Source organism: Alistipes senegalensis JC50 (genome assembly GCF_025145645.1).
Taxonomy (GTDB): Bacteria; Bacteroidota; Bacteroidia; order Bacteroidales; family Rikenellaceae; genus Alistipes; species Alistipes senegalensis.
Window position 1 is genome coordinate 2552404 of the sequence record NZ_CP102252.1, and the last position, 24927, is coordinate 2577330.

General features: G+C 61.0%; 17 protein-coding genes. 12 read left to right on the forward strand and 5 right to left on the reverse strand.

Annotation, left to right across the window (positions count from 1 at the left end; translation table 11 throughout):
- Positions 1–2: 2 nt before the first annotated feature.
- From NQ519_RS10020 to NQ519_RS10035, 4 genes are read left to right on the forward strand one after another with little or no spacing between them, the layout of a single operon-like run.
- Positions 3–1325 (forward strand): V-type ATP synthase subunit B, encoded by a 1323-nt coding sequence (locus NQ519_RS10020; RefSeq protein WP_019151285.1) that lies wholly within the window; start codon positions 3–5, stop codon positions 1323–1325.
- Positions 1326–1331: 6 nt separating this feature from the next.
- The gene (locus NQ519_RS10025) at positions 1332–1940 is read left to right on the forward strand and encodes a V-type ATP synthase subunit D (RefSeq protein ID WP_019151284.1); all 609 of its coding nucleotides are present in this window, start codon (positions 1332–1334) and stop codon (positions 1938–1940) included.
- Positions 1941–1948: 8 nt separating this feature from the next.
- Positions 1949–3772, forward strand: a complete 1824-nt coding sequence (locus NQ519_RS10030; RefSeq protein ID WP_019151283.1) for a V-type ATP synthase subunit I — start codon at positions 1949–1951, stop codon at positions 3770–3772.
- Between the two features lie 26 nt (positions 3773–3798).
- A complete protein-coding gene (locus NQ519_RS10035; protein WP_044118758.1) occupies positions 3799–4263 on the forward strand; it encodes an ATPase in 465 nt (154 codons plus the stop codon).
- A 71-nt stretch (positions 4264–4334) separates the two neighbouring features.
- Here NQ519_RS10035 and rnr read toward each other — a convergent pair whose 3' ends face one another.
- The 5 genes from rnr to NQ519_RS10060 form a co-directional block, all read right to left on the reverse strand.
- Positions 4335–6575 carry a ribonuclease R gene (rnr, locus tag NQ519_RS10040; protein ID WP_019151281.1) on the reverse strand — a complete coding sequence of 747 codons (2241 nt, stop codon included), beginning with the start codon at positions 6573–6575 and terminating at the stop codon, positions 4335–4337.
- Positions 6572–7687, reverse strand: coding sequence for a M20 family metallopeptidase (locus NQ519_RS10045; protein WP_019151280.1), 1116 nt, complete (start codon positions 7685–7687; stop codon positions 6572–6574). The genes rnr and NQ519_RS10045 overlap by 4 nt, the downstream gene beginning before the upstream one ends.
- Positions 7688–7873: 186 nt before the next feature.
- A complete protein-coding gene (gene metF, locus NQ519_RS10050) occupies positions 7874–8830 on the reverse strand; it encodes a methylenetetrahydrofolate reductase [NAD(P)H] (protein ID WP_019151279.1) in 957 nt (318 codons plus the stop codon).
- Positions 8827–12441, reverse strand: coding sequence for a methionine synthase (gene metH / locus NQ519_RS10055; protein WP_019151278.1), 3615 nt, complete (start codon positions 12439–12441; stop codon positions 8827–8829). Before metH ends, metF begins: the two co-directional genes overlap by 4 nt.
- Complete coding sequence (locus NQ519_RS10060) at positions 12442–13257, reverse strand: glutaminyl-peptide cyclotransferase (protein WP_019151277.1); 816 nt, start codon at positions 13255–13257, stop codon at positions 12442–12444.
- A 260-nt stretch (positions 13258–13517) separates the two neighbouring features.
- On the opposite strand from NQ519_RS10060, the gene NQ519_RS10065 reads away from it, so the two are divergent.
- From NQ519_RS10065 to NQ519_RS10100, 8 genes are all read left to right on the forward strand, one after another.
- Positions 13518–14843, forward strand: a complete 1326-nt coding sequence (locus tag NQ519_RS10065; protein WP_019151276.1) for a trigger factor — start codon at positions 13518–13520, stop codon at positions 14841–14843.
- A 271-nt stretch (positions 14844–15114) separates the two neighbouring features.
- Positions 15115–15783, forward strand: a complete 669-nt coding sequence (gene clpP / locus NQ519_RS10070; RefSeq protein ID WP_019151275.1) for an ATP-dependent Clp endopeptidase proteolytic subunit ClpP — start codon at positions 15115–15117, stop codon at positions 15781–15783.
- A gap of 5 nt (positions 15784–15788) precedes the next feature.
- Entirely contained in the window at positions 15789–17054 is a 1266-nt protein-coding gene (gene clpX, locus NQ519_RS10075; RefSeq protein ID WP_019151274.1) for an ATP-dependent Clp protease ATP-binding subunit ClpX, read from the forward strand.
- 59 nt (positions 17055–17113) lie between these two features.
- Entirely contained in the window at positions 17114–19147 is a 2034-nt protein-coding gene (locus NQ519_RS10080) for a transketolase family protein (protein WP_019151273.1), read from the forward strand.
- 369 nt (positions 19148–19516) lie between these two features.
- Positions 19517–20821 (forward strand): methionine adenosyltransferase, encoded by a 1305-nt coding sequence (gene metK / locus NQ519_RS10085; protein ID WP_026076640.1) that lies wholly within the window; start codon positions 19517–19519, stop codon positions 20819–20821.
- A 174-nt stretch (positions 20822–20995) separates the two neighbouring features.
- The gene (locus NQ519_RS10090; protein ID WP_026076639.1) at positions 20996–22480 is read left to right on the forward strand and encodes a Do family serine endopeptidase; all 1485 of its coding nucleotides are present in this window, start codon (positions 20996–20998) and stop codon (positions 22478–22480) included.
- Between the two features lie 55 nt (positions 22481–22535).
- The gene (locus tag NQ519_RS10095) at positions 22536–23396 is read left to right on the forward strand and encodes a sigma-70 family RNA polymerase sigma factor (RefSeq protein ID WP_010266169.1); all 861 of its coding nucleotides are present in this window, start codon (positions 22536–22538) and stop codon (positions 23394–23396) included.
- A 301-nt stretch (positions 23397–23697) separates the two neighbouring features.
- Positions 23698–24915 carry a site-specific integrase gene (locus tag NQ519_RS10100; RefSeq protein WP_019151270.1) on the forward strand — a complete coding sequence of 406 codons (1218 nt, stop codon included), beginning with the start codon at positions 23698–23700 and terminating at the stop codon, positions 24913–24915.
- Positions 24916–24927: the final 12 nt, after the last annotated feature.

A 24927-nucleotide genomic window follows, 5' to 3' on the forward strand; every position in this document is an offset into this window, starting at 1 on the left:
CCATGACAACACGAGCATTTCAGAAGATATACACCAAGATTGACAACATCACCAAGGCTACCGTGACGCTGCGCGCCACGGGCGTCGGCAACGACGAACTGGCCACCGTCGGCGGCAAGCTGGCGCAGGTGGTGAAGATTATGGGCGAGAACGTCACGTTGCAGGTTTTCGCCGGGACCGAGGGTCTGGCCACCGACTCGGAGGTCGTCTTCCACGGCGAGCCTCCCAAGTTGCGCGTCTCGGACAACCTCGCCGGGCGTTTCTTCAACGCCTACGGCGAACCGCTGGAGGGCGGCGAGATCATCGAGGGCGAGGCCCGCGAGATCGGCGGCCCGACGGTGAACCCCTTCCGGCGTATCCAGCCTTCGGAGCTGATCGCCACGGGCATCGCCGGCATCGACCTGAACAATACGATCGTGACGGGGCAGAAGATCCCCTTCTTCGCCGACCCCGACCAGCCCTACAACGCCGTGATGGCCAACGTGGCCCTGCGCGCCAAGGCCGACAAGATCATCCTCGGCGGCATGGGTCTTACGAACGACGACTTCCTCTATTTCAAGTCGGTCTTCGAGAACGCCGGAGCGCTGGACCGCATCGTGTCGTTCGTCAACACCACGGAGAACCCGCCCGTCGAGCGTCTGCTCGTTCCCGACATGGCGCTGACCGCCGCCGAGTACTTCGCCGTCGATAAAGGCGAAAAGGTGCTGGTGCTGCTGACCGACATGACGCTCTACGCCGATGCGCTGGCCATCGTGTCGAACCGCATGGACCAGATTCCGTCGAAGGACTCCATGCCCGGTTCGCTCTACTCGGACCTGGCGAAGATTTACGAGAAGGCCGTGCAGCTGCCCAACGGCGGTTCGATCACGATCATCGCCGTGACGACCCTTTCGGGCGGCGACATCACGCACGCCATCCCCGACAATACGGGTTACATCACCGAGGGCCAGTTGTTCCTGCGCAACGACTCCGACACGGGCAAGGTCATCGTGGACCCGTTCCGTTCGCTGTCGCGTCTGAAACAGCTCGTCATCGGCAAGAAGACCCGCGAGGACCATCCGCAGGTGATGAACGCCTGCGTGCGTCTGTACGCCGACGCCGCGAATGCCAAGACCAAGCTGGAGAACGGTTTCGACCTCTCGGATTACGACGAACGCACGCTGAAATTCGCCTTCGACTACTCGGAGAAACTGCTTGCGATCGATGTCAACATCGAGATCACCGAGATGCTCGACACGGCGTGGAGCCTCTTTGCGAAGTACTTCTCGAAGGAGGAGGTCGCCATCAAGGAGGAACTCATCAAAAAATACTGGAAGGAGGCGTAACGCGCGATGGCAATCAAATTCCAATATAACAAGACCTCGCTCGGCGACCTCGGCAAACAGCTGAAAATGCGCCAGAAGGCCCTCCCTACGATCAAAAGTAAGGAATCGGCCCTGCGCTCCGAGGTGAAGAAGGCGAAGGACTCCGCAAACGACTGCCGCCGCCGGCTCGATGCCCTGAAGGCCGAGTACGACTACATGGTGTCGCTCTGGGGAGAGTTTGATTGTGACCTCTTGCGCGTCGTCGATATCGACTTGTCGGTACAGAAGATCGCGGGTGTGCGCACTCCGGTCTTGCAGGAAGTGAAATTCGAGGAGAAACCCTACGATCTGTTCTCCTCTCCGGTGTGGTTCGCCGACGGAGTCGATATCCTCAAGCGCATGGCGCAGCTGGGCATCGAGTTCGCGGTCTACGACCGCAAGACGGAGCTGCTGGACCACGCGCGCCGCAAAACCACTCAGAAGGTGAACTTGTACGAAAAGGTGCAGATACCCGGGTACGAGGACGCCATACGCAAGATCAAACGCTTCATGGAGGATGAGGAGAACCTCTCCAAGTCGGCCCAGAAGATCGTGAAAACCAAACAACAGGCCGCCGGGGAGGGCGCGATGTTATGATAGCCAGAATGTCGAAATACAACTTTGTGCTCTACGCGGCGCAGAGCGAGGATTTCATCGAGAAGCTGCGCGGACTCGGCCTGGTGGACATCACCACCACGGGCTGGGAGCCCTCCGAGGAAGACCGCCAACTGCTGCTCGACATCGAGGGCCACGCGAAGGCCGCGGAGTTCCTGAATACCCTTCGGGCCGAAGGCCGTTGCAAGGCGGATGCCGAACCGTTCGCTTCGGGCCGAGAGGCTTATGAGCACTACACCGCTGCGCATCAGCAGGCTGCGGCACTCCATGCCGAGATCGGCCGCTTGGAGAAGGCCGCCGAGGAGCTGCGTCCGTGGGGCGCTTTCGACGTGGAGCGCACGAAGAAGCTCGCCGCACAGGGCATCGTCCTGCGCTATTTCTTCACCCAGCGCAACACCTTCGACAAGATGCTGGGCGAGTGGTCGGAGTGTTATACGATTTCGGAGGTCAGCCGCACCGATGCAGCGGTGTGGTTCGTCGTCGTGGCGAAGCCCGGCGAGGAGGTGACGCTCGATGCGCAGGAAATGAAGACCCCGACGATGGATGTCCGCGAGGCGGAGCGCCGCATCGCCGAGGCCGAAAAGAAACTCCGGGCCCTCGACGCCGAATTTTCGCGCGTGGCCGCTTCGGAGAAGCTGCTCGCGGAGCACGCCTGCTCGCTGAAGGAGCGTTTGCAGGGCGTGCAGGTGACGGCCACGGCACAGGAGGCCGCCGACGGCACATTGGTCGTCATGGAGGGCTGGGCCGAGAAGGAGACTTCCGGCAAGGTCGATGCCCTGCTGGAGGAGTACCCCAACGTGGTCTACCTCAAGAGCGACCCCACGCCCGAGGACGAGACGCCCGTGAAGCTGAAGAACGGCTGGTTCGCACGCAATTTCGAGCTGGTGGGCGACATGTACGCCCGGCCGAAATACGGCACGATGGACCTCACGCCCTTCTTCGCGCCGTTCTACGTGCTGTTCTTCGGCATCTGCCTGAACGACGCCGGCTACGGTGCCATCCTGGCCCTGATGGGGGCTTTCATGCTGTATAAGTTCCGCAAGCCCGGCATGATGCGCCGCGCGGCGTGGTTCGCCACGATGTGCGGACTGGCGACGGTCGCTTTCGGACTCTTCTGCGGATCGTTCTTCGGGATCAACATGCAGGAGTGGTTCCCCTCGGTGAAATTCTTCAATTTCCAGGGGCAGTTCTTCTCCATCGCGCTGGTGATCGGCATCGTGCAGATCCTTTTCGGCATGTCGCTCAATATCTGGATGACCGTCCGCAATTTCGGCCTGAGCCGTGCGCTCGGACAGTTGGGGTGGTTCATCATGCTCGTTTCGTGCTGTCTGGCCGTGGGCCTGCCGATGGCGGGGCTCGCCATCCCGGGATTCACCTCCGGATCGGTGGCCTTCTACGCGGCACTGGGCATCGGGGCCGTGCTGATGTTGTTGCTGAACGATCCGAAACGCAACCCGCTCATCAATCTCGGCGCGGGGCTGTGGGACCTGTATAATAATGTCACGGGACTGCTCAGCGACGTGCTCTCCTACATCCGTCTGTTCGCCATCGGACTTTCGGGCGGCGTGCTGGCGCTGGTGTTCAACACGCTGGCGGCGGGCTTCGTGCCCGAGGGCTCGGGAATCGTGGTGCGGCTGCTGGTGATGATTCCGATCCTGCTGATCGGCCACGGCATCAACCTCTTCATGTCAACCATCTCGTCGTTCGTGCATCCGCTGCGTCTGACGTTCGTCGAGTTCTACAAGAACGCCGGTTTCGAAATGGCTCCGCGCAATTTCGATCCCATCCGTAAAATGAATGATACTAACGAATAAATAACAATTAAAAAACTCAACTCATTATGGAAACAACAGCATTGGTATTGGCTTACGTCGGCGTAGCGCTGATGGTGGGCCTGGCAGGCGTCGCTTCGTCGATCGGTACTGCCATTACGGGTCAGGCCGCAGTAGGGGCCATGAAGAAGAACGGCGGGGCTTTCGGTAGCTACATGATCCTTTCGGCGCTTCCGGGTTCGCAGGGTCTCTACGGTTTCGTCTGCTTCTTCCTGGTGCAGAACGGCCTGACGGCTCCGACGCTGGTGCAGGGCGCCGCTATCTTCGGCGCCGGTCTGCTGGTCGGCATGGTGAACCTCGCGGCTTCGGTATATCAGGCCAAGGTCTGCGCCAACGGTATCGCCGCCATCGGCAACGGTCACGACGTGATGGGTAAGACGCTGATTCTCGCGGCTTTCCCCGAGCTGTACGCTATTCTGACGGTGGCCGCCACCTATCTGATCGCCACGCTCGACGGCGTGAACCTCTTCTAAAGAGAAACACCCGCATGCAAAAAGGGAAGCCCCGAGGGCTTCCCTTTTTTGCGTCGTGAGCGTCGCGCGGCCTATTTGCCTTTGCGGCGCGATGACGTGCGGACCTTGGGGCCTTTGCCGCGGCCTTCGGACGCTGCGGCGGCGCGGCGCGTTGCGGCATCGGGCAGCAGCACTTCGAAGTCGAGCTGGCGCTTTTGCAGGTCGGCGCGCTTCACGCGGATGCGCACGGGGCTGCCCAGCGTCAGGCGAATGCCCGTCGAGCGGCCGATGATCTCGTAGAGCTGCTCGTCGAACTGGAAGAAGTCGCCCTCGATGTCCCGCAGGAACGACATGCCCTCGATGTGGGTTTCGTCCAGCTCCACGTAGACGCCCCATTCCGTGAGCCCCGAGATGTGCCCTTCGAACTCCTCGCCGATGTGCTCCTTCATGAATTCGACCATCTTGTACTTGATCGAGGCGCGTTCGGCCTCGGCGGCCACCACCTCGCGCTCCGAGGCGCGTGCGCAGAGCTCCTCCAGCTCGGTCTTGTCGGCCGACTTGCCGCCCGCGAGGTAGCGGGCCAGCAGGCGGTGGACCATCATGTCGGGGTAGCGGCGGATGGGCGAGGTGAAGTGCGTGTAGTAGGGGAAGGCCAGTCCGTAGTGGCCGATGTTGTCGGTCGTGTAGTAGGCTTTGGCCATCGAGCGCACGGCCATCGTCGAGACGGCGTTCTCCTCGGTGGTGCCCTTGATCTGCTTGAAGAGCTTGTTCATCTCCTTGGCCACGGCGCGGCCCTTCGTGGCCTTGAAGATGTGCCCGAAGCGGAGGATGAACTGGCGGAAGCGGTCGAGCTTCTCCTCGCTCGGGGAGTCGTGCACGCGGTAGACCATCGTGCGCGCCGTCGTGCGGCCGCTTTCGGTCCGGCGCTTGCCGCAGAACTCCGCCACGCGGCGGTTGGCCAGCAGCATGAATTCCTCGATCATCTGGTTCGACTCCTTCTGCTCCTTGAAATAGACGCCCAGGGGCTTGCCGTTCTCGTCGAGCTTGAATTTCACCTCCTCGCGGTCGAACGAGATGGCGCCGTTCTTGAACCGCTCTGCCCGCAGCGCTTGCGCCAGCCGGTTGAGGGTCAGCACCTCTTCGGCATAGTCCCCGCGGCCCGTCTCGATGATCTCCTGCGCCTCGGCGTAGGTGAAGCGGCGGTCGGAGTGGATGACCGTGCGGCCGAACCACTCTTCGAGGATTTCGAGATTCTCGTTGAGGGTGAAGACCGCCGAGAAGCAGAGGCTCGTCTCGTGGGGGCGCAGCGAGCAGAGTTCGTTCGAGAGCCGCTCGGGGAGCATCGGCACGGTGCGGTCCACCAGATAGACCGACGTGCCGCGTTCCACGGCTTCGTCGTCGATCACCGAATGGGGCCGCACGTAGTGGGTCACGTCGGCGATGTGCACGCCGATCTCCCACACGCCGTCCTTGATTTTACGCACCGACAGCGCGTCGTCGAAGTCCTTGGCGTCGGCCGGGTCCACCGTGAAGGTCACGACCTGCCGGAAGTCGCGCCGTTCGGCGATCTCCTTGCCCGTCACCCGGGCGTCGATGGCTTCGGCGGCCTCTTCGACCTCCGTTTCGAAGCGGTAGGGCAGTTCGTATTCCGCGAGGATGGCGTGCATCTCCGTGTCGTTGTTTCCGGCCATGCCCAGCCGTTCGACCAGCTCGCCTTCGGGGCTCTTGCTCCCGGGCTGCCAATCGACGATGCGGACCACGACCTTCTCGCCGTTCCTGATGTCGGGCCAGGTGCGCTTCGAGAGGTAGATGTCCATCGGCATGCGGCGCGAGTCGGCCCGCACGAAGATCTGGTGCGCGCCGACCTCCGCCACGCCCACATAGGGCTTGCGGTTGCGTTCGATGATGCGGGTGATCTCTCCCTCCATCTGTCCGTTGCGGCCGCGGTGCATCGCCACGACCTCCACGCGGTCGCCGTTCAGGGCATTGGCCGCATTGCGCTGGTTGACGAAAATGTCGGCTTCCAGTCCCTCGACCTTCACGTAGACCGAACCCGAGGGGGTCATGTCGGCCACGCCCTCGTAGTGGGGCAGGTGCTTCTGGGTGAGGCGGTATTTTTCGCGGGCGCACTCCTCGACGATCCCCTCTTCGAAGAGGCGGTCGAGGATTTCGAGCGTTTCGCGGCGGCCCTCCTTCGAGGCGCCTCCCGACGCCGAAGCGAGGTGTTTCAGCGAGAATTTATTGTTGGGGAATTCGCGCAGCAGGCTCAGTATGACCGATGCGCGGTCCGTTTTCCGGGCTCCTTTTCCGGAGCGTTGGTTCTGTTTTTTCATCTTTTTTCCAAAATTTGCAGGGCCATGCGGCGCATGAAGCCGATGCCCACGTCCAAGGCCCCTTCGTCGGGTGAGAACGTCGCCGTATGGGGCCGTCCGGCTGCGGCGCCCACGCCCAGCCGGTAGAACAGCGACGGATATTGTCTGCAATAGAAGCCGAAATCCTCGGCCGTGGTCCGCAGCGGCAGCATCTCCACGCCGAGCCCTTCGGCCCGGGCCAGTGCGACGGCCTTTTTGACCAGCGTTTCGTCGTTCACCACGCAGGGATAGCCGCGGCCGATCTCCACGTCGGTCTGCACGCCGTGGCGTTTGTCGATGTCCGCCGCGATGATTCCGATGCGGCGGTGGATGATCCCGCGTTCGCGTTCGTCGAACGTGCGCAGCGTCCCTTCCATGTAGACCTCGTCGGGGACGATGTTTGTCGCCCCGCCGGCCTCCACGCGGCCGATCGACAGCACGCACTCCTCGCCGTTGAGCGCGATGAGGCGCGTCAGCAGTTCGGCGCCCGCCGCCACGGGGTCTTTGAGCTGCTTGCGCATGGCGCCGTGGCCGCCCGTGCCGTGGATGCGGAAGCGCAGTTCGTCGCTTGCGGCCATGTATTTCCCGGCCCGGAACCCGAGGGTCCCGACCTCCAGCTGCGGTTCGACGTGCTCGCCCACCACGGCCCGCACGTCGTATCCGTCGAACGGCTTTTCGGCCAGCACCAGCGACGCTCCGCCGGGGTTGCACTCCTCGCCGGGCTGGAACAGTCCGAAGAGCGTGCCCCGGAAGTCGGGCTCCGCGGCGAACTCTTTCAGGACCCCGAACAGCACCGCGGCGTGCACGTCGTGGCCGCAGGCGTGCATCACGCCCTCGTTCTGCGACCGCCATGCGCAGTCGTTCCGCTCGGCGATGGGCAGGGCGTCGGTGTCGGCGCGCAGGACGACGGCGCGCCGGTCGCCGGCGGGCGTCTTGCGGCCCTCGATGCGGGCCAGTACGCCGGTGGATGCGATCCGGCGGTGCTCGATGCCCAGCTCCGTGAGCTGCTGCTCGATGAACGCCGCCGTGCCGTGCTCCCGGAACGAGAGCTCGGGATGCGCATGCAGGTGACGCCGAAATTCGACAGGATTCATTTTTTTAATTGATAATTAACCATGAATAATTTAAGAAACACCCCGTCATTGCGAGGCATCGCAGATGCCGTGGCAATCGGCTGACAAGTCGTATGGCCGCGGGTCCTGCGCAGATTCCCACGCTCACATGCGTTCGCTCGGAATGACGAAAAAAATTATTCATTACTCGATTTTTCATTTTTACTGTTAGAAAATCGTGTTGACGATTTTCTGAATGTTCGTCGTGCGGCTCATCGTGTAGTAGTGCAGGACGGGCACGCCCGCGGCCATCAGTTCGCGGCTCTGGGCGATGGCCCATTCGGTGCCCACTTCGCGCACGTCGTCCGGATGCGCCTTCGCCTCGCGCACCAGCTCTTCGGGCAGCTCCACGCCGAATGTTTCGGGGAGGATCTCCAGGTGGCGGAGCGTCGAGATGGGCTTGATGCCGGGGATGATCGGCACCCCGATCCCCGCCTCGCGGCAGCGGCGCACGAAATCGAAGTATTTGCGGTTGTCGAAGAACATCTGCGTCACGACGTACTCGGCCCCGGCGTCGATCTTGTCCTTCAGCCGGATGATGTCCGAGGTGATGTCGCGGGCTTCGGCGTGCACCTCGGGATAGCCCGCCACGCCGATCGAGAATTTCGAGTGGTGGCACTCCTCGACCTCGCCGTCGATGAATTTTCCGCGGTTCATGTCCGCGATCTGCCTCACGAGGTCCACGGCGTGCGAGTGGCCCTGGGGGTGGGGCATGAAGCGTTTTTCGTTCTGCGACTTGTCGCCGCGCAGCGCCAGCACGTTGTGCAGCCCGAGGAAGTCCATGTCGATGAGCGTGTCCTCGATGTCGTACTTCGACAGCCCGCCGCAGATCAGGTGCGGAACCACCTCCACGCCGTACCGGTGCTGGATGGCCGCCGAGATGCCGACCGTTCCGGGACGGCGTCGCACGACGTGCCATTCGATGCTTCCGTCCTCGCGCTCGGTCTCCTTGATCCCCTCGCGGTGGAACGTGATGTTGACATAGGCCGGGTCGAAGTCCATCAGCGGCTCCACGGCGGCGAATATCTTCTGCATGCCGTCCCCCTTGAGCGGCGGCAGCAGCTCGAAAGCGAAGCGCGTGCGCCCGGTGGCCACCGCTTCGTTGATGATCTCTACGACGTTCATACGTTGTTCGGTATAATCTTTTTCACATCTTCGGCCGTCATTCCGCGGCGGTCGGCATACTCCTCCAGCTGCTGTGCGTCGATCGTTCCGACCGAGAAATAGTCGGCGTCGGACAGCATCAGGCCGCACAGCGCCTCGCCGGGGTCGATCATCCAGTTCTCGGTCAGCCGCATGCCGGTCGTCACCTCGGCGGCCAGCAGGTCGAAAGCCTCGCGTTTGAGCGAGTGGTCGGGCGTCGCCGGGTAGCCGAACGCCATGCGGCGGCCCCGGTATTCGCCGCGGACGATCTGTTTCGGCGTGAGGGGTTCGCCCGTCTCGTAGCCCCACATCTGCCGCCGCACGAAGGTGTGCACAGCTTCGGTGAAGGCTTCCGTCAGCCGGTCGGCCAGCAGTTTGGCCATGATCGCCGAGTAGTCGTCGCCCTCGGCGCGGAATTTCTCCGTGAGTTCTTTCAGCCCGATGCCGGCCGTCACGGCGAAACAGCCGATCCAGTCGCCGGACGGGGCGATGAAGTCGGCCAGCGACCGGTTCTCCTGCCCGCGCGTCTGGTTGCGGAGCATCGGGAAGCGTTTTTCGCGGCCCCGGGTGTCCGTCACCCGGATGTCGTCGCCCTCGGAGCGTGCCGGGAAGATGCCCACGACGCCTTGCAGCGTCAGCAGCCGTTCGTCGCGGATGCGGGCCAGCAGCGCCTGCGCATCGTCGAAGACCTTGCGGGCCTCGGCGCCCCGCTGGGGATGGTCGAGTATCTCGGGATAACGCCCCTTGAGCCCCCACGCCGGGAAGAAGAAGTTCCAGTCGATGAACGGCTCGGCGTCGGCCACGTCGAAGTCCGGGAAGACCATGCGTCCCGGATGGAGCGGTTTTACCGGATCGTGCGGCCGGGCGCTCCGTCCCGCCTTGCGTGCCTCGGCCAGCGGCATGAGGTCGCGTATCCGCAGTTGGCGGGCGTAATCTTGGCGCAGGGCCTGCTGGTCGGCCTTTATTTTGTCGATGTAGAGGTCACCGTCGGGACCGAGCAACTGTGCCAAAATCTGGCTGTTGCTGCTGGCGTTCGCGGAATGGATCACCGCACCCGAGTAGACCGGGGCGATCTTCACCGCCGTATGGAGGTCCGAGGTCGTCGCGCCGCCGATGATGACCGGGATGCGAAGCCCGCGGCGTTCCAGCTCTGCACAGACATGGGCCATTTCGTCGAGCGACGGGGTTATCAGACCGCTCAGGCAGATGCTCTGCGCACCCCACGCCACCGCCTCGTCGACGATGCGCTCCGACTCGACCATCACGCCCAAGTCCTTGATTTCATATCCGTTGCAGGCCATCACGACCGCCACGATGTTCTTGCCGATGTCGTGCACGTCGCCTTTCACGGTGGCGATCAGCACTTTCCCGGCGTTGTGGGCCTGCGAGGCCGACCCTTGTTCGATGTAGGGCGTCAGGGCCGCCACGGCGCGTTTCATCACCCGGGCGGTCTTCACGACCTGGGGTAGGAACATCTTGCCCTCGCCGAACAGCGCTCCGACACGCTCCATCGCGGGCATCAGCAGCGTGTCGATCACGGCCATCGGAGTGCCCAGCGCCTCGTAACCCTCCAGCGCGTCCTGCTCGATATAATCCGCCACGCCTTTGAGCATCGCGTGGCCGATGCGCTCTTCGAGCGTCCCCGCACGCCATGCGTCGGGGGCCTGCGGGACCGTTTCGGCCGTCTGCCGCACCTCCTGGGCGTATTCCGTGAGCCGCTCGGCGGCGTCGGCCCGGCGGCAGAGGATCACGTCCTCGACCCGCGCGAGCAGTTCGGGTTCGATCTCGCTGTACACGCGCAGCAGCTGCGGGTTGACGATGCCCATGTCCATTCCCGCGCGGATGGCGTGGTAGAGGAACGCCGAGTGCATCGCCTCGCGCACGGCGTTGTTGCCGCGGAAGGCGAACGAGAGGTTCGACACCCCGCCCGAAACCTTCGCGTGGGGCAGATTCTCCTTGATCCAGCGCGTAGCGTCGATAAAGGCTTTGGCGTAGCCGTCGTGTTCGGGAATACCCGTCGCCACGGCCAGCACGTTGGGGTCGAAAATGATGTCTTCGGGCGGAAATCCGTTGTCGGTCAACAGCTTGTAGGCTCTCTCCGCCACCTCGATCTTGCGTTCGCAGGTGTCGGCCTGCCCCCGTTCGTCGAAGAGCATCACCACGGCGGCCGCTCCGAAGCGGTGTATCTCCGCGGCGCGGCGCAGGAACTCCGCCTCGCCCTCCTTGAGCGATATGGAGTTGACCACCGACTTGCCCTGCGTCGCTTCGAGTCCGGCTGCGAGCACCTCCCATTTCGACGAGTCGATCATCACCGGCACGCGGGCGATCTCGGGCTCCGAGGCCATCAGGTTGAGGAACGTGCGCATCGCCGCGGGACCGTCGATCAGCCCGTCGTCCATGCAGACATCGACGATCTGCGCCCCGGCATCGACCTGCGCGCGGGCCACCGAAAGGGCCTCTTCGTAGTTGCCCTCGCGGATCAGCCGGGCGAATTTGGCCGATCCGGCGACGTTCGTGCGTTCGCCGATGTTGATGAAGTTGGCTTCGGGGACGATCCGCAGCGGCTCCAGACCGCTCAGCACCGTCGTATGGCGGGGTTCGGGAAGGGGCCGCGGGGCGTACTGCCCGGCGATCTTCGAGAGTTCGAAGATGTGCGCGGGCGTGGTGCCGCAGCATCCGCCCACGATGTTGACCAGTCCGCGCCGCAGGTACTCCCCGACATCCTCGGCGAACATTTCGGGCGTCTCGTCGTAGCCGCCCATGACGTTGGGAAGCCCGGCGTTGGGGTGCGCCGAGACGCGGGTTTCGGCCACCGCCGCCAGCCGTTCGAGGTAGGGCAGGAGCTGCCGGGCCCCGTAGGCGCAGTTGAGACCTACGGAGAGCAGTTCGGCGTGCGACACCGAGGCGGCGAACGCCTCGACGGTCTGTCCCGAGAGGGTGCGGCCGCTGGCGTCGGCGAGCGTTCCCGAGACCATCACGGGAATCCTCCGCCCCAGCTTCGCGCAGAGCGTGTCGATGGCGTAGAGGGCAGCCTTGGCGTTGAGCGTGTCGAAGACGGTCTCCACCAGCAGGATGTCCGCGCCGCCGTCCATGAGGCCCCGCGCCTGGTCCGTGTAGGCTTCGGCCAGCTGCGCGAAGGTCACTTCGCGGGCCGCGGGGTTCGCCACGTCGGCCGACATTGAGGCCGTGCGGTTCGTGGGGCCCATCGAGCCCGCCACGAAGCGGGGTTTCTGCGGGTTGCGGGCCGTGAATTCATCCGCCGCACGGCGGGCCGTTTCGGCCGCGGCCTTCGAGATTTCGTAGGCCAGCCCCTCCATGCGGTAGTCGGCCAGCGACACGGCGTTGGCGTTGAACGAGTCGGTCTCGATGATGTCGGCCCCCGCTTGCAGGTATTTTTCGTGGATTTCGCGCACTACGTCGGGGCGCGTCAGCACGAGCAGGTCGTTGCACCCCTTCAGCTGCACGGGCCAGTCGCCGAAGCGTTCGCCGCGGTAGTCCTCCTCCTGCAATCCGTAGCCCTGGACCATCGTCCCGAAGCCGCCGTCGAGCAGCAGAATGCGTTTTTCCAGTTGTTCGTATAGCGTCGTTGCCATTTATCGCTCGATTAGTTCTATTTCGAAGAGTTTCGGCCAGTTCTTGCCCGTCACGAAGATCCGTTTCCCGGCGGCGTCGTAGGCGATGCCGTTGAGCACGTCGGTCGTCGGGGCGATCTCCTCCTCGGAAAGCAGTCCCGACAGGTCTGCGACCCCCTCCACGACGCCCGTCGCGGGATCGACGATCACGATCCGGTCGGTGGTGTAGACGTTGGCCCAGATCCGGCCCCCGATCCATTCCAGTTCGTTGAGGTAGTTGACCGGAGCCCCTTGGAAGGTCACCGTCACGCGCTTTTCGCGGCGGAACGTCGCGGGGTCCACCGTGTAGATGCTGGCCGTACCGTCGGACATGTAGAGCTTCTCGCCGTCGGTCGTGAGGCCCCAGCCCTCGCCCGGATAGCGGTGGTCGCGGATTTTGCGCAGTTTGCCGTCTTTCAGCGAATAGACGTGCGCCGTGTTCGACTGCCAGGTGAGCTGGAAGAGTTCGTCGCCCACGCGGGCGATCCCCTCGCCGAACTCCGAGCGGGGCAGACGTGCCAGCACGTCGGTCCTGCCGGTCTCGGGATCGACGGTCTGTATGCGCGATTCGCCGTATTGTCCCGTTCCCTCCCACAGCAGGCCGTCGTCGTAATACAGCCCCTGCGTGTAGGCTGTCGTCGAGTGGGGATAGGTCGCCGCGATGCGGTAGGTGTATGTCTTGGGCTGCACTTGTGCGACTGTCGGGGCCGTCTGCGCGGGGCGTTTGGAGCGCGCCGCGGAGCCGCCGCATGCCGGGAGCAGCAGCAGGGAAAGCAGGAATATGAAGATCGTTTTCATCGTTCGGGGCAAATATAGCCTACAAAGGTACGAAAAAAGCCGGATGGTTCCAAAACCGAATTGCGCACGGTTCGGCAAAACCTCCCGACTGATAAAAGGGGCGTTTACGATTTCAAAGATATGAAAAAGCCGGACGGTTCCAAAAAGCCATAATTTCACCATATATAGAGAAATGTCTTGCCGGAAACGGAATAATTTCGTATCTTTGCCTCCCGATTCTGGGCGCAAAAACAAAGAATAACAAATATAATTCATTCATTATGAACATTGTAAGAGAACAACGCGGCGAGAATAACTCGCTGATCCGCGTGACTGTCGGCGAGGCCGATTACGGACAGGAGGTCGAGAAGGCCCTGCGCGAGTACAAGCGCAAGGCCAATATCCCCGGTTTCCGCCCGGGCATGGTGCCGATGGGGCTTGTCAAGAAGATGTACGGCAAGGGCGTCCTGGCCGAGCAGTCGTACCGCAAGGCGTCGAACGCCGCTTTCGAGTATCTCGAAAAGGAGAAGATCGACTACCTGGGCGACGTGATCCCCTCGGAGGAGCAGGGCGATTTCGATTTCGACAACGCCACGGAGTTCGAATTCGTGTTCGAGATCGGCGAGGCTCCCGCCGTCAACCTGGAGCTCTCCGACAAGGATAAGCTGACTTATAGCAAGATCAAGGTGGACAAGAAGATGCACGACGACTACCGTTCGAACTACCTGCGCCGCTTCGGCCGTCTGGTGGACGCCGACAAGGTGACTTCGGACGAGGCGCTGACCGTGACGCTCGACAACGGCGAGATGAACGTGGCCGACGCCTACGTGGGTCTGATCTCGATGACGGACGAGGAGCGCAAGCCGTTCGTCGGCAAGAAGGTCGGCGCCAAGATGAAGGTCAATCTCAACGAACTCTACAAGAATCCCGCCCAGCGCGCCGCCTGCCTGCAAGTCAAGGAGAACGAACTGGAGGGCATCAACCCCGAATTCGAGCTGGAAATCACCAAGATCCGCAAGTTCGCCGAACCGGAGTTGAACGAGGAGTTCTTCAAGATGGCTTTCCCGCAGGGCGGAGTGACCGACGAGGCCGGGTTCGACAAGTTCATCGACGCTCAGATCGAAAGCGAGCTGCGCCGCGAGAGCGACTACCTCTTCACGATGCAGCTGCGTGACTACCTCGTCAAGAAAGCCGGGCTGAAGATGCCCGAGGCGTTCCTCAAACGCTGGCTCTACACCATCAACGAGGGCAAGTTCTCGATGGAGGACATCGAGAAGGATTTCGACCAGTTCCTGAAAATGTTCACCTGGAACTACCTCCAGAAGCATTTCATCAAGGCCGACAACCTCTCCGTGACGAAAGAGGAGGCATTGGCCGAGGCCAAGGCGCTGGCCGCCGCGCAGTTCGCGCAGTACGGCATGCCGTCGGCTCCGGACGAGATGCTGGCCGACTATGCCGGGAAGATTCTCGCGGACAAGGATCAGGGTCAGAAGATCTACGAGAAGCTCTACGAAGTGAAGGTCGTCGAGGATGTCAAATCGAAGATCAAGGTGACGGAAAAAGCCGTATCTGCCGACGATTTCGCTAAATTGGCCAAGGAGCTTTAGATTTAGCGGGATTTTGTGTATCTTTGGACTTTGCAGGCGTGATGTTTGCAAAGTCCTTTGTGCTTTGTGCCTGAAGAAGGCACTCTTAGGGGTGGCAGGAGGCCCGCCCGCCTAAGAAGCGGGTTTTAGAGGGCGATGGGCGGTCAGGGTGCTGTAACCGGTTTTGCCCGCCCGCTTAAGAAGCGGGTTTTAGAAGACGATGGGAAGCCGAGTGCTTACAGCCGGTTTTGCCCGCTTCCGACGGATGAATGAAAAGTAAATAGATACAACTATGTCAGAATTTGAAAAATACGCACGGAACCACTGCGGTATCAGCTCGCTGAAACTGCACGATTTCCAGTCGATAAGCTCGGCCTACGTGTCGCCGACGATCATCGAGGAACGCCAGCTGAACATCGCTACGATGGATGTCTTCTCGCGTCTGATGATGGACCGCATCATCTTCCTCGGCGCACCGATCTACGACGATGCGGCCAACATCATCCAGGCCCAGCTGCTGTTCCTCGAATCGGTCGATCCCGACAAGGACATCCAGATCTACATCAACTCGCCCGGCGGATCGGTTTCGGCCGGACTGGGCATCTACGACACGATGCAGCTGGTGAACTCCGACGTGGCGACCATCTGCACGGGCCTCGCGGCCTCGATGGGCGCCGTGCTGCTCACGGCGGGCGCCAAGGGCAAGCGTTCGGCGCTGCCGCACTCGCGGGTGATGATCCATCAGCCGCTGGGCGGTGCCCAGGGGCAGGCTTCGGACATCGAGATCACGGCGCGCGAGATCATGAAGACCAAGCGCGAGCTGTACGAGATTCTCGCGGCCCATTCGGGCGTCTCGGTGAAGAAGATCGAGAAGGACGCCGACCGCGACTACTGGCTTTCGGCCCGCGAGGCCAAGGACTACGGCCTGATCGACGAGGTGCTCTCCAAACGCGAAAAGTAAACCGCATGGCACAGAAGAACAATCATAAGAACGGCGGCGACTGCTGCTCGTTCTGCGGCGCCAAGCGCTCGGACGTGGAGATCATGTTCCAGGGTGCGGACGGCGCCAATATCTGCAACAAATGTATCGAGAACGGCTATAAGATCATCGTTGACAACGACATCGCCACCGAACAGCGCCGCCGGGGAACGGCGGCTCCGCTGAAGATGGAGGAGTTGTTGAAACCGGCGCAGATCAAGGAGTTCCTCGATCAGTACGTCATCGGGCAGGATGCCGCCAAACGCTATATGTCGGTGGCGGTCTACAACCACTACAAGCGGCTGTTGTACGCCCCGAAGGAGGACGAAGTGGAGATCGACAAGTCGAACATCGTGCTGGTGGGTCCGACGGGCACGGGCAAGACGCTGATGGCCCGCACGATCGCCAAGCTGCTGAAGGTGCCCTTCACGATCGTCGATGCGACGGTCCTGACCGAAGCGGGCTACGTGGGCGAGGATGTCGAGAGCATCCTTTCGCGGTTGTTGCAGGTCGCCGACTACAACGTCGAGCAGGCCGAGCGCGGCATCGTCTTCATCGACGAGATCGACAAGATCGCCCGCAAGGGCGACAACCCCTCGATCACGCGCGACGTGTCGGGCGAAGGCGTGCAGCAGGCCCTGCTGAAGATTCTCGAAGGAACGGTGGTCAACGTTCCGCCGCAGGGCGGGCGCAAGCACCCCGAGCAGAAATTCATTCAAGTCGATACGCGCAACATTCTCTTCATCTGCGGCGGCGCCTTCGACGGCATCGAGAAGAAGATCGCCCAGCGGCTGAACACCCGGGCGATGGGTTACGGGCGTCTGAATGCCGATCCCGTGGACCGTTCGAACCTGATGCAGTATGTCACGCCGCAGGATTTGAAGTCGTTCGGGCTGATCCCCGAGCTGGTGGGGCGTCTCCCGGTGCTGACCTACATGCAGCCGCTGGAGCGCGCCGCGCTGCGGTCGATCCTCACCGAGCCGAAGAACGCCATCGTCAAGCAGTACAAGCGGCTGTTCGAGCTGGACGGCGTGAAGCTCTCGTTCGACGACGAGGCGCTGGACTACATCGTTGACAAGGCTGTCGAGTTCAAACTCGGGGCCCGCGGTCTGCGTTCGATCTGCGAGGCGATCATGATGGACACGATGTTCGACATCCCTTCGACCGACACCCGGAAATTCACCGTTACTTTGCCTTATGCAAAGAAAAAGATAGAAAAAGCAAATATTTTGGAGCTAAAACAAGTCGGATAGCTTCTTTTTGATTACCTTTACCGGGAAGATTTTGAAATAAAAAATAAAAACACTAATTCATGTCAACAACGAACTCGAAACTGACGCGCGTAGCCGACAACATCCGCATCCTGTCGGCCGCAATGGTCGAAAAGGCGAAGTCGGGCCACCCCGGCGGCGCTATGGGCGGTGCCGATTTCATCACGGTGCTCTTCGCGGAATTCCTGCGCTACGATCCCGACAATATGACTTATCCCTACCGTGACCGCTTCTTCCTCGATCCGGGCCACATGTCGCCGATGCTCTATTCGACGCTGGCGCTGGCGGGGCATTATTCGACCGAGGATTTGCAGTCGCTGCGCCAGTGGGGCAGCGTGACGCCGGGCCACCCCGAGGTGGACGTGCTGCGCGGCGTGGAGAACACCTCGGGCCCGCTGGGGCAGGGGCACGCTATGGCTTTGGGCGCTGCCATCGCGGAGCGTTTCATGGCCGCGCGCTTCGGCGAGTGGATGGCGCACAAGACCTATGCCTATATCTCGGACGGCGCCGTCGAGGAGGAGATTTCGCAGGGCGTGGGCCGCATCGCCGGCCATCTGGGCCTGTCGAACTTCGTGATGTACTACGACTCGAACAACATCCAGCTCTCGACGAAGGTCGATGAGGTGATGACCGAGAACGTGGCCATGAAATACGAGGCATGGGGTTGGAACGTGCTGTCGATCGATGGACACAACATCAACGAGATCCGCGAGGCGCTCGTCGCCGCCGAGAGTGAGACGGAGCGTCCGACGCTCATCATCGGCCGTACGGTCATGGGCAAGGGTGCCAAAGGCCCCGCCGGGGAGAGTTTCGAGCACAAGGTTTCGACCCACGGCCAGCCGCTGACGGCCGCCGGAGCCGATTTCGCCGCTACGGTGAAGAATCTGGGCGGCGATCCGGAGAATCCGTTCGCCATCTTCGAGGAGAGCCGCGAGGTCTTCGCCGAGCGCCGCGAGGCATTGAAGGAGTGGGCTGCCAAGCAGGCCGCCGTCGAGAAGTCGTGGCGGACCGAGCACAAGGACCTGGCGCGCAAGCTCGACGATTTCCTTTCGGGCAAACTCCCCGAGATCGACTATAAGTCCGTCGAGGTGAAGGCCGGGGTGGCCACGCGTGCCGCTTCGGCTGCGGTGCTGGGCGTCTATGCCGAGAAGATCGACAACATGATCGTCGCTTCGGCCGACCTGTCGAACTCGGACAAGACCGACGGATTCCTGAAGAAGACCAAGGCGTTCACGAAGGGCGATTTCTCCGGTAAATTCTTCCAGGCGGGCGTCTCGGAGCTGACGATGGCCTGCGTGATGAACGGCATGGCGCTGCACGGCGGTGTGATCCCCGTCTGCGGCACGTTCTTCGTCTTCTCGGACTACATGAAGCCGGCCGTGCGCCTCTCGGCGCTGATGCGTCTGCACGTGATCTATGTCTGGACGCACGACTCGTTCCGCGTGGGCGAGGATGGTCCTACGCATCAGCCCGTGGAGCATGAGGCGCAGATCCGCCTGATGGAGCATCTGAAAAACCACCACGGCGAGCGTTCGATGGTCGTGCTGCGTCCGGCCGACGGCGAAGAGACCGTCATGGCGTGGAAACTGGCCGTCGAGGAGCACCGCCCCGTGGCGCTGGTTCTCTCGCGTCAGAACATCAAGAACCTGCCGACGCTGGGCGACAGCCGCCGCGAGGAGGCCGCACAGGTCGCCAAGGGCGGTTATGTGGTGATGGACGCTGCCAAACCCGCCGTGGTGCTGGTCGCCACGGGTTCGGAGGTCTCGACGCTGGTCGAAGGCGCCGAGCTGCTGGCTGCGGAGGGTATTCCGGTCCGCGTGGTGAGCGTTCCGAGCGAGGGGCTGTTCCGCGACCAGCCCAAATCGTACCAGGAGAGCGTGTTGCCCGTGGGCGTTGCGCGTTACGGCATGACCTCGGGGCTGCCGATCAACCTGCTGGGCCTCGTGGGCGAGAAGGGAACGATTCACGGTCTGGACCATTTCGGCTACTCGGCGCCCTACACGGTGCTCGACGAGAAGTTCGGCTACAACGGGGCTACCGTCGCCGCCGAAGTGAAGAAGATGCTCGGGAAATAGCTGTCATTGACAGACCTTCGGCGGCAACGATTTTTAGTGCCGCCGAAGTGAAGAAGATGCTCGGGAAATAGTTGTCATTGACAGACCTTCGGCGGCAACGATTTTTAGTCGCCGCCGAAGTGAAGAAGATGCTCGGGAAGTAATACCTATTATATATTGTGCAGAAGCCACCGCCCGACGCGGTGGCTTTTGTTTTGCAGATTCCGAAATTATGCCTATCTTTGCAGTCCCGTCTGTCAAGCGGGGAAATGTGGAAAGATTTGACTGATTGCAAACCACAATAAAAAATCGCTAAAACAGCACATTTTTTATTCCCAAGCAGCCAATTTTTCCCATTTTATACGTTTAACCATTAAAAAATGTATGAAAATGGGCTTTTTATTTACATCGGAGTCGGTGTCCGAAGGGCACCCCGATAAGGTCTCGGACCAGATTTCCGACGCAATCCTCGACGAATTCCTGCGCCGCGATGCCAACTCGAAGGTCGCCTGCGAAACGCTCTGCACCACGGGCCTCGTGGTCGTGGCCGGCGAAGTGCGTTCGGACGCCTATGTCGATGTGCAGGGCGTGGCGCGCCGCGTGATCGAGCGCATCGGCTACACCAAAAGCGAATACCAATTCGACTGCAATTCGTGCGGCATTCTGTCGGCCATCCACGAACAGTCGTCGGACATCAACCAGGGCGTCGTCCGCGAGGCCGAGGAGGAGCAGGGCGCCGGCGATCAGGGCATCATGTTCGGTTATGCCTGCAACGAGACCCGCGAGATGATGCCCGCGACGCTGATCCTCTCGCACGTGATTCTGAAAGAGCTGGCCGTCATCCGCCGCGAAGGCAAGGTGATGACCTACCTGCGCCCCGACTCGAAGTCGCAGGTGACGATGGAGTACGACGAGACGACGAACAAGCCGCTGCGCGTGCATACGATCGTGGTTTCGACGCAGCACGACGAGTTCATCCTCCCGGGCGAGGGCCGCTCGGAGAAGGAGGCGGAGCGGCAGATGCAGGAGAAGATCCGCGAGGACGTGCGTACGATCCTGATCCCGCGCGTCAAGGCGCGTCTGGAGCGTGCCGGAGACCAGCTCGCGGAGCTGATCGGCGACGACTACATCCTGCACGTGAACCCCACGGGCAAGTTCGTGATCGGAGGCCCCCACGGGGATACGGGCCTCACGGGCCGCAAGATCATCGTCGATACCTACGGCGGCCGCGGCGCGCACGGCGGCGGCGCCTTCTCGGGCAAGGACTCCTCGAAAGTGGACCGTTCGGCGGCCTATGCCGCGCGGCACATCGCCAAGAATCTCGTGGCGGCGGGCGTCGCCGACCAGATTCTGGTGGAGCTGTCGTATGCCATCGGCATCGCCGAGCCGCTGTCGATCTATGTCGATACCTACAATTCGCCCCGTCCCGAGGCGCTGAAGGGCATGACCGACGGGGAGATCGCCCGCCGCATCGGCAAACTCTTCGACCTGCGCCCCGCGGCCATCGTGAAGCGCTTCGGACTGAAAAATCCGATCTTCGAGGCCACGGCCTCCTACGGACATTTCGGCAACCGGCCCTACACGCGGACCGAGAAAGTCTGGGAGAACGGCGCGGAGGTCGAGCGCGAGATCGAGTTCTTCGGCTGGGAGAAACTCGACGCCGTGGAGCAGATCCGGAAGGAATTCGGACTTTGACGGACGAATGTGTTGAAAAATCGGGATGTCCGGCGCGGATGTCCCGATTTTTGTGTGAAAATGACATACTAACCGGGCGTTATTGTGCGTTTGTCCTACGAATTTGAAATCTAAACGTACGGCTTATGCAATGAAGTTGCCTCCGATTAATAGAACTTAACACTTTAATTCATTATGAAAAAGGCATTTTTGATTTTAGGAATAGTCGCCGTGTCGGCCGTAGCCGGCGGACTTACGGCGTGGACCGTTGCGGGCGACCGCAGTGATTCGGTACGATATGTCGAGCGCGAGGTGGAACGCACTCCCGCGCTGGGCGCGCAGTTCACCTCCTACCAGGCCGATCAGTATCCCGACCTGACCTATGCCGCCGAGAATGCGGTGAAGGCCGTCGTGAACATCGAGGCCATCCAGCAGGTCGAGATGCCCCAGCGCCGGGGCGGTTACGACCCGTTCCTGGAGTTCTTCGGCATTCCGCAGGACTACGGCCGCGGCGACGGGCGTCCGCAGTACCGCGAACAGCGTGCGGGCGGTTCGGGCGTCATTATTTCGGGGGACGGCTACATCGTCACGAACAACCACGTGGTGGACGGCGCCTCGAAACTCAAGGTGAAGCTCAACGACGGCCGTTCGTTCGATGCCAAACTCATCGGCAAGGACTCGGCGACGGACCTCGCCCTGCTGAAGATCGAGGCCGAGGGGCTCCCGACGCTGGCTTTCGGATCGTCCGACGCCCTGCGTCTGGGCGAGTGGGTGTTGGCGATCGGTTCGCCGTTCGACCTGCAATCGACCATCACGGCCGGTATCGTGAGCGCCAAGGCGCGTCAGCTGGGCGTCATTCCTAATGACTTCCGCATCGAGGCGTTCATCCAGACCGACGCGGCGGTGAATCCCGGCAACTCGGGCGGTGCGCTGGTCAACACGCACGGCGAGCTGGTGGGCATCAACACGCTCATCAAGTCGCAGACGGGCAGCTATGTGGGCTATTCGTTCGCCATTCCCGAGTCGATCGTCAAGAAGGTCGTGATGGACCTCAAGGAGTTCGGCGTCGTGCAGCGCGCGCTGCTGGGCATCCAGTTCCGCGTCGTGGATCAGGACTTCCTCGACGAGGAGGGCAAGGAGCTCGGCATCAAGGAGCTCGGCGGGGCCTACGTGGCCGGTGTGATCGAGGGCGGTTCGGCCTCGGAGGCCGGAATCCGCAAGGGCGACATCATTCTCGACATCGACGGCGTGAAAGTCACCGATCCCTCGACGCTCCAGGAGCAGGTCGCCAAGCGCCGGCCCAACGATACGGTGAAATTGTCGGTAAAAAGAGACGGCAAGGTGAAACAATTTGACGTTACTTTGCGTAATAAGGCAGGTAAAACGGAATTGGTTACCAAGGAGGATGTCGATGTGGTCGAGGCCCTCGGAGGTAAGTTCGCCGATGCGGGCGCCAAACTGTGCCGCGAGCTCGACATCAAGGGCGGCGTGCAGGTGGTCGGCATCAAGGCCGACGGAATTCTGGCCCGCGCCCGTGTCAAGCAGGGATTTGTAATTACTCACATCAACGACCGTCCGGTCTATTCGCTCAACGACATGCAGCGGATGACGGAGAAGGTCACGGCGATCGACGGCGTCTATCCCAACGGACGCTCGGCAAGCTATACGCTGGTGGAGTAGGTACGTGGACCCGGGCGGGTTGTGCAGAGAGATAATTTTTTAGGTAGTTAGAGATATGCGTCAATTAAAGATCACAAAGTCCATCACCAACCGCGAAAGCGCCTCGCTGGACAAGTACTTGCAGGAAATCGGCAAGGAGGAGCTCATCACGGTCGAGGAGGAGGTGGAACTCGCCCAGCGAATCAAGAAAGGAGACCAGGAAGCGCTCGAAAAGCTCACCAAAGCCAATCTGCGCTTCGTGGTGTCCGTGGCCAAACAATACCAGAATCAGGGACTGAGCCTCCCGGACCTGATCAACGAGGGCAACCTCGGACTGATCAAGGCCGCCGAGAAGTTCGACGAAACCCGCGGCTTCAAGTTCATCTCCTACGCTGTGTGGTGGATTCGCCAGTCGATCCTTCAGGCGTTGGCCGAGCAGTCGCGCATCGTGCGCCTGCCGCTGAACCAGGTGGGGTCGCTGAACAAGATCAACAAGGCGTTCGCCCGCTTCGAACAGGAGCACGAGCGCACGCCGTCGCCCGAGGAGCTGGCCACGGAGCTGGAACTCCCGAAGGAGAAGGTCACCGACACGCTGCGTGTCGCCGGCCGCCACGTTTCGGTGGACGCTCCGTTCGCCGACGGAGAGGACAATTCGCTGCTCGACGTGCTGGTGAATCCCGATTCGCCCAACGCCGACCGCGGGCTGATCAACGAGTCGTTATCGACGGAAGTGGACCGTGCGCTGGAGACCCTGACGGAGCGTGAGCGCGACATCATCAAGTATTTCTTCGGCATCGGTACCTCGGAGATGACCCTCGAGGAGATCGGCGAGAAGTTCGACCTGACGCGCGAGCGTGTGCGTCAGATCAAGGAGAAGGCCATCCGCCGCCTCCGCCACTCGTCGCGGTCGAAGTTGCTGAAATCCTATCTGGGATAGGGAGTCCCGCAGTCCGTAAAAAATCCCGGCCTCGCCAGAGAGTTCCGGGGATAAAAAACAGAGGTATAAAAAAGTGTAAAGCAAAAGATAATCAAATAATTATACACTTTTCTTCAGTACCTTTGTTTTAGAAAAAAAGTAGAATAAGGTAATGTTAAACGAGGTTTCGGTTTCCAAATCGTTACCTCGTTTCTTTTGCTCTATTATTCATAGAAACGTGATTTTCAGTTTCTTGCATCTCTATTCATCTTGACATACGACTCTGCTGAAATTATTTTTGCAACCCTAAAAAGCAGAGTTTATGCGCAGCACGTTCAAGGTTCTGTTCTACCTCAAAAGGAACAAATGTAAGGATCAGAAAGTCGTCCCTGTCATGGGTCGCATTACAGTCAACGGCAGTATCGCCCAGTTCAGCGCGAAGCTCTCCGTCCCGGAGACGCTTTGGGAAGTCAGCGGCGGCCGCGCCAAGGGCCGTAGTCTCGAAGCGGATCGCATCAACCGCCATCTGGACAATATCCGCACCCAGATCGGCAAGCACTATCAGGATATCTGCAACCGGGAGTCGTACGTTACGGCCGAAAAGGTCAAGAATGCCTATCTCGGCTTCGGCGAGAAATACCGTCTGCTTCTCGAAGCGTTCGAGAAGTTTACTGCCGACCTCAAGAAACGTGTCGGCATCGACCGCTGCCACGGTACATGGAACCGCTACTATAAATCCATCGACCATCTGCGGACTTTCATGCGTAAGGAGTATAACGTGAGCGATATGCCGTTGGCGGAGTTGGAGCAGTCGTTCATCGAGCAATACCACGTCTACCTTAAATCCGATCTGGGCCTCAAGCCCATGACCGTCAGCGGTTATCTCACATGTCTGAAATACGTTGTCAAAATCGCGTTCAACAACGGCTGGATGCCACGCAACCCCTTTTCCCTCTATCAATATACGGCTCCGAATCCGGAACGCAGTTTTTTAACGGAAGATGAACTCCACCGTATGATGACTACCGAGCTGCGTTATAAGCGTCAGGACTATAACCGCGATATGTTCCTTTTCTCCTGCTTCACGGGCATCTGCTATGCGGATATGGCCTCGCTGACCTATGACCAGATCGAACAGGATGCGCAGGGCGAGTGGTGGATCAGCGGCAACCGCCAGAAGACCGAAACCAAATACGTTGTCAAGCTGCTGCCTTATGCGTTGTTCATCCTGAACAAGTATCGGGGCCTGACCGGCGACGGACGTGTTTTTGCCATGTCTACACTCGATTCGATCGACGACAGCCTGAAAAACATCGCCCGGGAGTGCGGCATCGACAAACAACTCTCGTTCCATATCGCCCGACACACGTACGCCACGACGATCTGCCTGTCGAACGGTGTGAGTCTGGAGACGCTTTCGAAGATGCTGGGACATAAACAGATTACCACGACCCAAATCTATGCGAAAGTCACCCAGCCGATGATCGACCGTGAGGTTACTATGCTCCGGGAGAAACTGGCAACGAAATTCTCCGTGTAGACATTTTGCGAT

Excerpts from the sequence above, each read along its gene's own strand:
- NQ519_RS10020 (WP_019151285.1), top strand. The coding sequence starts at position 3 with ATGACAACACGAGCATTTCAGAAGATATACACCAAGATTGACAACATC.
- NQ519_RS10025 (WP_019151284.1), top strand. The coding sequence starts at position 1,332 with ATGGCAATCAAATTCCAATATAACAAGACCTCGCTCGGCGACCTCGGC.
- NQ519_RS10030 (WP_019151283.1), top strand. The coding sequence starts at position 1,949 with ATGTCGAAATACAACTTTGTGCTCTACGCGGCGCAGAGCGAGGATTTC.
- NQ519_RS10035 (WP_044118758.1), top strand. The coding sequence starts at position 3,799 with ATGGAAACAACAGCATTGGTATTGGCTTACGTCGGCGTAGCGCTGATG.
- rnr (WP_019151281.1), bottom strand. The coding sequence starts at position 6,575 with ATGAAAAAACAGAACCAACGCTCCGGAAAAGGAGCCCGGAAAACGGAC.
- NQ519_RS10045 (WP_019151280.1), bottom strand. The coding sequence starts at position 7,687 with ATGAATCCTGTCGAATTTCGGCGTCACCTGCATGCGCATCCCGAGCTC.
- metF (WP_019151279.1), bottom strand. The coding sequence starts at position 8,830 with ATGAACGTCGTAGAGATCATCAACGAAGCGGTGGCCACCGGGCGCACG.
- metH (WP_019151278.1), bottom strand. The coding sequence starts at position 12,441 with ATGGCAACGACGCTATACGAACAACTGGAAAAACGCATTCTGCTGCTC.
- NQ519_RS10060 (WP_019151277.1), bottom strand. The coding sequence starts at position 13,257 with ATGAAAACGATCTTCATATTCCTGCTTTCCCTGCTGCTGCTCCCGGCA.
- NQ519_RS10065 (WP_019151276.1), top strand. The coding sequence starts at position 13,518 with ATGAACATTGTAAGAGAACAACGCGGCGAGAATAACTCGCTGATCCGC.
- clpP (WP_019151275.1), top strand. The coding sequence starts at position 15,115 with ATGTCAGAATTTGAAAAATACGCACGGAACCACTGCGGTATCAGCTCG.
- clpX (WP_019151274.1), top strand. The coding sequence starts at position 15,789 with ATGGCACAGAAGAACAATCATAAGAACGGCGGCGACTGCTGCTCGTTC.
- NQ519_RS10080 (WP_019151273.1), top strand. The coding sequence starts at position 17,114 with ATGTCAACAACGAACTCGAAACTGACGCGCGTAGCCGACAACATCCGC.
- metK (WP_026076640.1), top strand. The coding sequence starts at position 19,517 with ATGGGCTTTTTATTTACATCGGAGTCGGTGTCCGAAGGGCACCCCGAT.
- NQ519_RS10090 (WP_026076639.1), top strand. The coding sequence starts at position 20,996 with ATGAAAAAGGCATTTTTGATTTTAGGAATAGTCGCCGTGTCGGCCGTA.
- NQ519_RS10095 (WP_010266169.1), top strand. The coding sequence starts at position 22,536 with ATGCGTCAATTAAAGATCACAAAGTCCATCACCAACCGCGAAAGCGCC.
- NQ519_RS10100 (WP_019151270.1), top strand. The coding sequence starts at position 23,698 with ATGCGCAGCACGTTCAAGGTTCTGTTCTACCTCAAAAGGAACAAATGT.